At 66.8% G+C, this 316-nt stretch carries 1 pseudogene; it reads right to left on the bottom strand.

From position 1 onward, the window contains the following. Positions 1–86: 86 nt before the first annotated feature. Positions 87–316: pseudogene (locus GV790_RS29560) on the bottom strand (condensation domain-containing protein); the annotation flags it as partial.

The following is a 316-nucleotide window of genomic DNA, read 5'->3' on the forward strand; positions in this document are numbered from 1 at the left end:
CTATTAGTTAGGCTAGGCTTGCCTAGCCTAACATGATGAAATCTCGCACCCGGCACGACCCGGGCCAGCCCATATGGGCACCGCCGCTACGCGCCCGCCGCCGCACGGAGCGTGCCGAACAGGTCCGACAGCGGCAGATCCAGCGCATCCGGCACGCGCGCAACGAGTTCGGCGACCACCTTCGCGGCGCGCTGCGCGTACGCCTGGTCGAGGATGTCGGTGCGGTACTCGACCTCGAGACGCACCTGCTCGTCCTCGCCGATCTCGAAGGCCAGCGCCAGCGGATAGTGCACGACACCCTTGAACACCGTCTCGC

Origin of the sequence: Nocardia cyriacigeorgica (assembly GCF_010858045.1) — a bacterium.
Lineage (GTDB): Bacteria > Actinomycetota > Actinomycetes > Mycobacteriales > Mycobacteriaceae > Nocardia > Nocardia cyriacigeorgica_E.